Raw genomic sequence first — 7,341 nt, forward strand, 5'->3', positions numbered from 1 at the left:
GACCTCACCGTCCCGCCGGCTTTGGCGCGCCCGGCGCGCGGCTGGTGTGCAACTCACGGTGCGTGGCAAATTAGTCAGAATGACAGGACAAAGAGTTGACAGGTCACATCATTCTGAGTTGAATGTAAGGACAAACACGTGCGGGCGAGGCTGCCGGTGTGGCGCGGATCTCTCAGAGACGAGAATGCGGGTCTACGCGTTCGAGCAGCCGCCATGCGCACGCCGCTGCCGGGTCCGGTCACGACCGCCCGGCCATGGAAAGGACGCCAATGACGGCGATCAGTGATCAGGTGGGGGCAACCTCCGGAACCGGGCAACAAGTCTCGCCCGCCGAGCTCGACGCGTTCTTCGAGACGGGCAAGCCCCTCAAGCCGCACTCCATGAAGGCGATCGCCCTGGTCGCGACACTTGGCGGGCTTCTGTTCGGCTACGACACCGGCGTGATCGCCGGCGCGCTGCCGTTCATGACCGACACTGCCGCCAACGGCGGGCTGGGCCTGAGTCCGCTGACGGAGGGGCTCGTCACCTCCTCGCTCCTGTTCGGTGCGGCCTTCGGTGCGCTGTACGGCGGGCGGCTCTCGGACCGGTTCGGGCGCCGGCACAACCTCCTGCTGCTCGCCGGGGTGTTCTTCGTCGGTGCCATCGGCACGGCGCTCGCTCCGTCGGTCGCCGTCATGGTGGCCGCCCGGATCGTCCTCGGGCTCGCGGTGGGTGGCGCCTCGGCCACGGTCCCCGTGTACCTCGCCGAGATCGCGCCGAAGGAGCTGCGCGGCCGGCTCGTCGCCGTCGACCAGCTCATGATCGTCTCGGGCCAGCTGCTCGCCTACTCGATCAACGCGGTCCTGGCGAACGTATGGGACGGCCACTCCACCTGGCGCTGGATGCTCTTCCTGTGCTCGATCCCCGCGATCGCGCTGTGGATCGGCATGCACCGGATGCCTGAGACCGCCCGCTGGTTCGCGTGCAAGTTCCGCTTCGGCGAGGCCGCCGAGGTGCTGCGGAGCACGCGACGCCCGGGCTACGACCTCAAGGGCGAGCTGTCCGAGATGCTCAACGTCGCGCAGGAGTCCAACGCGAAGCGCGAGGGTGGTTGGGCGGACCTCAGGACCCCGTGGATCAAGCGCCTCGTGATCATCGGCGTCGGCATCGCCGTGCTGCAGCAACTCACGGGCGTCAACACGCTGATGTACTACGCGCCGACCATCCTCACCGAGACCGGACTCGGCACCAATGCCGCGCTCACCGCGACGATCGCCAACGGCGTGGTCTCGGTCATCGCTGCGGTCGCCGGGCTGTGGCTCGTGGGTCGCGTCCGCCGCCGCAACCTGTTGATCGTCGGTCAGATCGGCATCATCGCGTCGCTCGCCGCCATCGCGACCACGTTCGGGCTCCTCGTCCAGCCGAGCCTCGAGGCCGGCACCACCCCGCCGGCGTCGAGCTCCTACACCGTGCTCGCCTTCATGCTCTGCTTCCTGATCTTCCAGCAGGGCGCCGTCTCGCCGGTGACCTGGGTGATGCTGTCGGAGATCTTCCCGATGAAGATGCGCGGCTTCGGCATGGGCCTGGCGGTGTTCCTCATGTGGATCGCCAACGCCATCATCACGTTCAGCTTTCCGCTGCTCATCAGCACCTTCGGGGGCACCGGGACGTTCCTGGTGTTCGCCGTGGTCAACGTGGGCACCGTCATCTTCAGCTGGCGGATGGTGCCCGAGACCTCGCACCTGACGCTCGAGGAGCTCGAGGAGGAGTTCCGCGACAGCAGCGTCTGACCGCGCGAGGCCCGGACTCCGACGTCGATCAGGGCGTGGGCGTCCGGGCCTTGCGGGGACCGGGCCGCGGGGCCGTCGAGCCGCGCACGACGAGGTCGGGGTCGAGGCGCACGGTGCGCCCCGGCTCGCGGCCCTGCATCCGCTCGGTCAGCAGAGCGAAGGCCGTTCCGCCCGTGCGCGCCCTCGGCTGATCCACCGTTGTGAGGTCGAACTGCGGCATCGCGGCGAGCCGCGTGTTGTCGTACCCGACGACCGACATCTCGCCCGGGATGTCGATCCCGGCCCGGGAGAGCGCGCCCATCGCGGCGATGGCGGTGACGTCGTTGTGGGCGAGCAGGGCGGTGGGCCGGTGGGCGAGGGCCAGGATCAGCGCGGCGGAGTCGCCGTCGGCGGCCACGTCGGCGACGACCCGCGCGCCGAGCCCGGCCGCGTCCATGGCCGTGAGGTACCCCGCGCGCCGGTCCAGCAGGAGCGGCTCGGACACGCCGGCGGCGACGTCGAGGTACGCGATGTCGCGGTGGCCGAGCGCGAGCAGATGCTCCGTGGCGCGCCGCGCGCCGGCGGCCGAGTCGTTGTGCACGAAGTCGACCCCGACGGCGGGCACCGGGAAGCCGACGACGACCGTCGGGACCTGCCGCCCGATCGCCGCGAGCGCCGCGCTCGCCTGCAGCGGCGAGACGATGACCAGACCGTCGACCCGCAGCTGCAGGAACATCTCGACCGCGTGGGCCTCACGGGTGGGGTCGCGGCGGCCGTCGTTGAGCAGCGTCGTCAGCCCGGCAGCGGCGGCCGCGTCCTGGAGGTGCGCGGCGACCTCGCTGAAGAACGGGTTGGCGACGTCTTGCAGCACGACGCCGACGAGCCCCGTGCGACGGCGAGCGAGGTTGGCGGCGGGCGCGTTGACGCGGTAGCCGATGTCGAGGGAAGCCTGCAGGATCAGCTCCCGCGTGCTCTCGGCGACCTCGGGTCGTCCCGAAAGCGCCATCGACACGAGCGCGCGCGAGACCCCTGCACGCGCGGCAACGTCCGCCTGGGTCGGGAGTCGCCGCATGGGCAAATCCTAGGTCGACGCGGCCGGAGGCCGGTGTCGACACGCGAATCGGCGGCATTTGAGCGTATGTCCGGACATGAATTTGACGCGCGTCAAGTTCCTCGGTAGACATAGGTCCAGGTTCTCCGGCGATCGCCGAGGAGCTTCGCGCGACCTTCAAGGAAGAGGGGTACCTCGCCCATGGTCAACATCGCCATCATCGGGGCAGGACGCATCGGTGCCGTGCATGCAGCAACCGTCGCCTCGCACCCAGGTGCTCGGCTCGTGCTCGTCGCCGACCCGTTCGGCGAGAACGCCGCGACCGTGGCCGCGAGGTACGGTGCGCGCTCCACCACCCAGGTCGCTGAGGTCTTCGCTGCGCCAGACGTCGACGCCGTCATCATCGGCTCACCCACCGCGACCCATGTGGACCACATCATCTCCGCGGTCGGCGCCGGAAAGGCCGTGCTGTGCGAGAAGCCCGTCGACCTCAGCGTCGTGCGGGTCGACGAGTGCCTTGCCGCGATCGCCGGGCACGAGAGCTCGGTGATGATCGGCTTCAACCGCCGGTTCGACCCGACGTTCGCCGAGGTCCACGATCGCGTCCGGGACGGGGAGATCGGCGCGCTCGAGCAGCTCACCATCATCAGCCGCGACCCGGCGGCCCCGCCCGCGTCATACATCGCCGGATCCGGCGGGATCTTCCGCGACATGACGATCCACGACTTCGACACCGCGCGCTTCTTCCTCGGCGACATCGTCTCGGTCTCGGCAGTGGGCCAGCACCTCGACGCCGCCATCGAACGCGCCGGCGACTTCGACGCCGCCGTCGTGACCCTGACCGCCGCGAGCGGCGCGGTCGCGACGATCATCAACTCCCGTCACTGCGCGTCCGGGTACGACCAACGCCTCGAGGCGTTCGGCCCGCGCGGTGCGCTCGAGGCGGTCAACCACCTCGCGACGTCGGTGCGCTCCTCGGGCCGGGGCCAGTCCTCGGCCGCCGGGCCCTACCTGGACTTCTTCCTCGCGCGGTACGCCGAGGCGTACCAGCTCGAGCTGAGCCACTTCATCGACTGCGTGACCTCGGGGCTGGCGCCGTCGCCGTCGATCTTCGACGGCCGCGCCGCCCTGGTCCTCGCCGACGCGGCGACCCTCAGCGCGAGCATCGGAGAGCGGGTCGCCGTCACGACGGCACCCGAGCTGATCGCCACCGCTCGCTGAATACGCCAGATCCAACTCGACCGACGCAAGGAGACTTTCCGTGAAGATCGCTGGAGCCCCCATCAGCTGGGGCGTGTGCGAGGTCCCCGGGTGGGGCTATCAGATGGCACCGTCGAGGGTGCTCGCCGAGATGACGGCCGTCGGGCTCGAGGCGACCGAGTTCGGTCCCCAGGGCTGGCTCCCGCCGGCGCCCGTTGAGCGCGCCGCGGCGCTTGAGCCGTACGGCCTCGCCGCCGTCGGGGCGTTCGTTCCCGTCGTGCTGCACAACCCGGACCACGACCCGCTGCCCGCCGTCAGCTGCGAGTTGGACAGCTTCGAGGCGGCGGGCGGCGACGTGCTCGTGCTCGCCGCGAACTCAGGGCTCGCGGGGTACGACGAGCGTCCCGTGCTCGACGAGCAGGGGTGGGCCACGATGTTCGCCAACCTCGACCGCCTCGTCGACCTGGCCTCCTCCCGCGGCATCAAGGCCACCCTGCACCCGCACGTGGGCACCATGGTCGAGAAGCGCGACGAGGTGCTCCGCGTCCTGGCGGGCTCCAAGATCCCGCTGTGCCTCGATACCGGTCACCTGCTGATCGGCGGGACGGACCCGGTCGAGCTCGTGGCGACCTTCGCCGGTCGCATCAACCACGTGCACGCCAAGGACGTGCGCCTCGATCTTGCCAAGCGTGTCCAGGCGGGCGAGCTCACGTACACCGAGGCCGTCCGGGCCGGGATCTACGTCCCCCTCGGCGAGGGCGACGTCGACTTCGCTGCCATTGTGACGTCGCTCGACGCCGCAGGCTTCGACGGCTGGTACGTCCTGGAGCAGGACACGATCCTGGCCGGCGAGCCCGCCGACGAAGGCCCGGTCAGGGATGTTCGCTCGTCGATCGCCTACTTGCGCGGCCTGAATCTGGCCTGAGACCTCCGGGCGGGGGCCGCTATCCCACTTATCAGTTATCGACGCCGTCAGCCGCGCGAGTGTCTGGCAGCGATCGGTGGAATTTGTTGCACCTTCCAGAAGTCACGCTGCAATCAGCGACGACCGTGACTTTGGCGCGACCCAAGAGTGCATTCAGAAGCGTCTACGCGTCGCCCCGCCGGCGGATGATTTGGAAGGCGGCGAGGGCTTTGATGTCGGCGTCGGGCAGGGTGTGGAGGTATTTCTGGGTGGTCATGATTTGGGCGTGGCCCATGCGTTCCATGACGGATTTGAGGTCGGCGCCGCCGGCGAGGAGCCAGGAGGCGTGGGCGTGGCGTAGGTCGTGCATGCGCACCGGGAAGTCGATGCCCGCTTTGGTGACGGCGGGCCGCCAGAACCGGGTGTTGAACGTCCCGCGAGACAGCGGCTGCCCGTGGGCGACCTCGCGGGAGGGGAACAGCAGGTCGTCGCGGCCCAGCCCGAGGGCGGCGATGCGGTCGGCGAGGGTGTCGAGCAGATCCTGAGAGACATGAAGTATTCGGGTCTGGTCGTTCTTGGGGTAGGGCTTGACGATCATGCGCTGGCCGGTGGGGGAGTCCTTCTTGGAGACCTCCACGATGGTCTCCTCGATGGTGATCGTCCCGCGGAGGAAGTCGATGTGTCGGGGTCGTAGTGCGACGAGCTCGCCCCAGCGCAGGCCGGTCTCGATGTCGGTGAGCAGCAGGGCATGGAAGCGGGCGGGCATGGCGGCCACGACGGACTCGAACTCGGTCGGGGTCAGGATGCGGGTCTTCTTGAGCACGACCTTGGGTAGCTCGGTGTTCTCGCAGGGGTTGTAGGCGATCATCCGGTCGCGTGCCGCGCGGGCGAACACGGAGTGCAGCATCACGTGGTACTTCGCGATGGACCGGGGCGACAGGCCGTGCTCGAGGGCGTGGGTGACCCAGGCTTGGACGGTGGTGGGCAGTATCCGGGCCACGCGCATGTGCCCGAAGTAGGGCACGAAGTGGTTGCGCAGGTACGACTGGTACCCGGCGCGGGTGGTGACCTCGAGGTGCCGGGAGGGCAGCCAGACCTTCACCGCGTACTCCTCGAACGTGATGCGCCCAGCGGTGGGGTCGATCCAGGTTCCCTGCGCGACGGCGTCTTCCTGGCGGTCCGCGGCGCGGCCCGCCTCGCGCTCGGTGGCAAAGGTCCCGGCGGAGCGGGTGCGCCCGTACGGGTCGCGGAACATCGCGGTGTACCGGGTCTTGCCGTCGTCGGCTGTCCGCCGGATCACCCATCCCACAGCGCCACCTCCGCGGGCTGATGTACGCACAATGTACGCAGACGCACCTGGAAAGAGGTGGACCCGGGCGAACCTCGACGGTTCAGAAGTGGCCTCTGACCTGCGTGTATGCTGCAACTCACGTTAGCAGGAGCGTGGCCGGATGCAACGTGGCCCCGGCTCATAACCCAGAGGTCGTAGGTTCAAATCCTACCCCCGCTACTTATGAAAGTGCAGGTCAAAGGCCCTTTCTCCCTCCGGGGAGGAAGGGCTTTTTTGTTTCCGTAAGCAGTTCGTAAGCAGAGGACTGCGGAGGATCCTGGCGGAGATCGGGGGACGTCGGCGGATCTTGGGCGGGAAGTGTCGCGGCTCACAGGGGGTCAGGTCCGCGATGTTCCAGCCGAAGTCGATCCCGTGCAGCGAGGCCAGACAGGGGTGATGTGTAGGGCTCTGTCGTCGGCGCACCAGCACCTCGTAGACGCCGTGCTTGATCGGGCGGTACTCGTCGCCGCAGGAGACGGTCTGATTCATCAGTCCGACCAACTCGCGCTCACGGCGTAGAGGTCGCCACCGCGCTGGTCGAGCTGGGCCTGGTCCCGTGCGACAACGCCACTGCCGCTGAGCCTCTATGCCCCATGTGTCGCCCTTGAGCTGTGATCGCTGCGGCGACGAGCGCATTCCCAACCATGTCCAGCACGGCGGACAGGTCCAACAGTCATGGGGCGGCCTGGGCACTCGTCAAGCCCCTGGGAGTGGTGTGGCGCTTGGCGTGATCTTCGTGCTGGTCAGGCTGTGAGGGCTAGTGGCTGGTCGGTCGCCTCCGTGGTGTCGGGGACAAGGTTGCGGCGGGACTTGGCCAGGACGTCCAGGGGTTGGTCCACACTGATCGCAAGCACACTCGACGGAGGACCAGATGCCGGAACGCACGCACTTCGACTCGCTCGACGACGCAATGGCTGCACTCGGCGTCCCGCTCGAGAGCCGAGCGCTCGCACGTGCGCTTACGCCCAACGTCCCGTCGGAGATCTGGATCCCTGCGAAGAGTCCCTACATCGCAGTGCGCCCACTCGGCGTGTCGACGCTGAGTGAAAACTGACCCCCTGGCGCCGGGCGAAAATTGACCCCCCTCGCTGAGAGTGAGGGAGTGATC

5 protein-coding genes are annotated in these 7,341 nt (G+C 68.7%); 3 read left to right on the top strand and 2 right to left on the bottom strand.

What is annotated here, in order from left to right:
* Positions 1-269: 269 nt before the first annotated feature.
* On the top strand, positions 270-1,769 hold the full coding sequence (locus tag EUA98_RS13560) for a sugar porter family MFS transporter (protein ID WP_242511507.1): 1,500 nt from the start codon (positions 270-272) through the stop codon (positions 1,767-1,769).
* Between the two features lie 28 nt (positions 1,770-1,797).
* Here the strand turns inward: EUA98_RS13560 and EUA98_RS13565 are convergent, their stop codons facing one another.
* Complete coding sequence (locus EUA98_RS13565; RefSeq protein WP_130103221.1) at positions 1,798-2,820, bottom strand: LacI family DNA-binding transcriptional regulator; 1,023 nt, start codon at positions 2,818-2,820, stop codon at positions 1,798-1,800.
* Positions 2,821-3,000: 180 nt separating this feature from the next.
* Here EUA98_RS13565 and iolG point away from each other — a divergent pair, with 180 nt between their 5' ends.
* Both iolG and EUA98_RS13575 read left to right on the top strand, forming a co-directional pair.
* Positions 3,001-4,020 (top strand): inositol 2-dehydrogenase, encoded by a 1,020-nt coding sequence (iolG, locus tag EUA98_RS13570; protein ID WP_130103222.1) that lies wholly within the window; start codon positions 3,001-3,003, stop codon positions 4,018-4,020.
* A gap of 40 nt (positions 4,021-4,060) precedes the next feature.
* Positions 4,061-4,924 carry a TIM barrel protein gene (locus EUA98_RS13575; protein WP_242511510.1) on the top strand — a complete coding sequence of 288 codons (864 nt, stop codon included), beginning with the start codon at positions 4,061-4,063 and terminating at the stop codon, positions 4,922-4,924.
* Between the two features lie 163 nt (positions 4,925-5,087).
* On the opposite strand, the gene EUA98_RS13580 is transcribed toward EUA98_RS13575, so the two are convergent.
* Positions 5,088-6,203, bottom strand: a complete 1,116-nt coding sequence (locus EUA98_RS13580; protein WP_207219092.1) for a tyrosine-type recombinase/integrase — start codon at positions 6,201-6,203, stop codon at positions 5,088-5,090.
* Positions 6,204-7,341 lie beyond the last annotated feature (1,138 nt).

Source organism: Pengzhenrongella frigida, from assembly GCF_004168625.1.
Classification (GTDB): Bacteria; Actinomycetota; Actinomycetes; order Actinomycetales; family Cellulomonadaceae; genus Pengzhenrongella; species Pengzhenrongella frigida.